Genomic DNA, 1,875 nt, shown 5'->3' with positions numbered 1-1,875 from the left:
TGACGCCCAACGGCAAGCTGGACCGCCGCGCCCTGCCGGCGCCAGACCTGCAGGCCCTGGCCGCCCGCGGCTACGAAGCCCCGCAAGGCGAGCTGGAAGAACAGCTGGCCGCGCTGTGGGCCGAGGTCCTGCAACTGCCGCGCGTAGGCCGGCATGACAACTTCTTCGAGCTGGGCGGGCATTCGCTGCTGGCGGTGCGCGTCCTGTCGCGGCTGAGCCAGCACGACGGCGCGAGCCTGGAGCTGACGCAGCTCTTCGACGCCCCCACGGTGGCGCAGTTCGCGCAGGCCCTGCTGGAGGCGCAGGAGCGACAGAGGGAAGAGGCCCGCCTGGTGCTGCCTGCGCTGCAGGCCGAGCCCTCGCGCGGCGCGAGTGCGCCCCTGACCCATGCCCAGCAACGGCTGTGGTTCCTCACCCGGCTGCCCGGCGTCAGCCAGGCCTACCACATCCATCTGGCGCTGAAGTTGCAAGGTGCGCTGAACGTCGAGGCCCTGCGCAGCGCGCTGCAGCAGCTCATCGACCGCCACGAAGCCCTGCGCACCGGCTTCATCCAGGAAGAAGGGCAGCCCCTGCAGCGCATCGCCGCGCGGGCCGTGCTGCCCTGGCGGGAAGCCGAGATCGCTGCGGACGCGCTGATCGAGGCCGTGCAGGCCGAGGTGCAGCAGCCCTTCGACCTCCAGCAACCGCCGCTGCTGCGCGCAGCGCTGCTGCACGAGCCGCAGCAGCCCGGCGATGACGCAAGCCAGGTGCTGGTGCTGACGCTGCACCACCTGGTGGCAGACGGCTGGTCCATCGACGTGCTGTGGCAAGAGCTGCAGGCCCAGTACAGCGCCGCGGTGGCACAGCCGCCGCGCCGCGCCGAACTCGCCCCGCTGCCGCTGCAGTACGGCGACTACGCGGTGTGGCAACGCCGCTGGATGCAGGGCGAGGCGCTGAGCGCGCAGGCCCAGTACTGGCTGCAAACCCTGGGCGATGCCCCACAGCGCCTGGAGCTGCCCACCGATCGGCCCCGGCCGGCCGAGCAGTCCCTGCAGGGCGCCCGGGTGGCGCTGCACCTGGACGAGGCCCTGAGCGCGCAGCTCAAGGCCTACAGCCAGCGCCACGGCGTGACGCTGTTCATGCTGCTGCTGGGCGCCTGGGGCGTGCTGCTGTCGCGCTGGTCGGGCCAGGCGGAGGTGGTCATCGGCACGCCGGTGGCCAACCGCTCGCGCCGCGAGCTCGAAGGGCTGATCGGCCTGTTCGTCAACACCCTGGCCCTGCGCCTGCCGCAGGTCGGCGAGCTCCCCGCACATCGCTGGCTGCAGCAGCTGCGCGAGCACGTCTTGCAGGCCCAGCGCCATCAGGATCTTCCCTTCGAGCAAGTGGTCGAGTTGCTCAAGCCCGAGCGCAGCCTGGCCTTCACGCCGCTGTTCCAGGTGATGTTCGCCTGGCAAGGCACGGTGGCGGAGAGCTGGCAGCTGCCGGGGCTGCGCCTGCAAGGGCTGGGCACGCCGCATGCGATCGCCAAGTTCGATCTGACCCTGGAGCTGATGGAAGCGCAGGGCTGCATCGTGGGGCATCTGGAGTACGCCTCGGCTCTGTTTGATCAGCGCACCATCGAGCGACGCGTGCGCAACCTGGAGCAGCTGTTGCGCGCCTGGGTGGCGCCGGCGCAGGACGCCACCGCCGTCGCGGCCCTGCCCCTGCTGAGCCCGCAAGAGCAGGCCCAGCTGCAGCAGTGGCGCCAGGAGGCGCAGCAGCCCCTGGTCGGTCCAGAGGACGTGCTGGCCCGGGTGCAGGCCCGAGCGCAGGAGACGCCTTCGGCGATCGCGCTGGAGCAAGGGGACCAGCAGCTGAGCTACGCGCAACTGCTGGCGCAGACGCAGGCCCTGGGCG

The 1,875-nt window shown here is 71.6% G+C and carries 1 protein-coding gene; it reads left to right on the top strand.

Annotation, left to right across the window (positions count from 1 at the left end; all coding sequences use genetic code 11):
• Positions 1-1,875, top strand: a 1,875-nt coding sequence (locus H5407_RS23440; protein WP_255501416.1) for a condensation domain-containing protein, incomplete at both ends; no start/stop codon positions are given.

Source organism: Mitsuaria sp. WAJ17, from assembly GCF_014174515.1.
Taxonomy (GTDB): Bacteria; Pseudomonadota; Gammaproteobacteria; order Burkholderiales; family Burkholderiaceae_C; genus Roseateles_B.
Note: the sequence above shows the minus strand (reverse complement) of the source record. Positions and strands in the feature narration are given on the sequence as shown.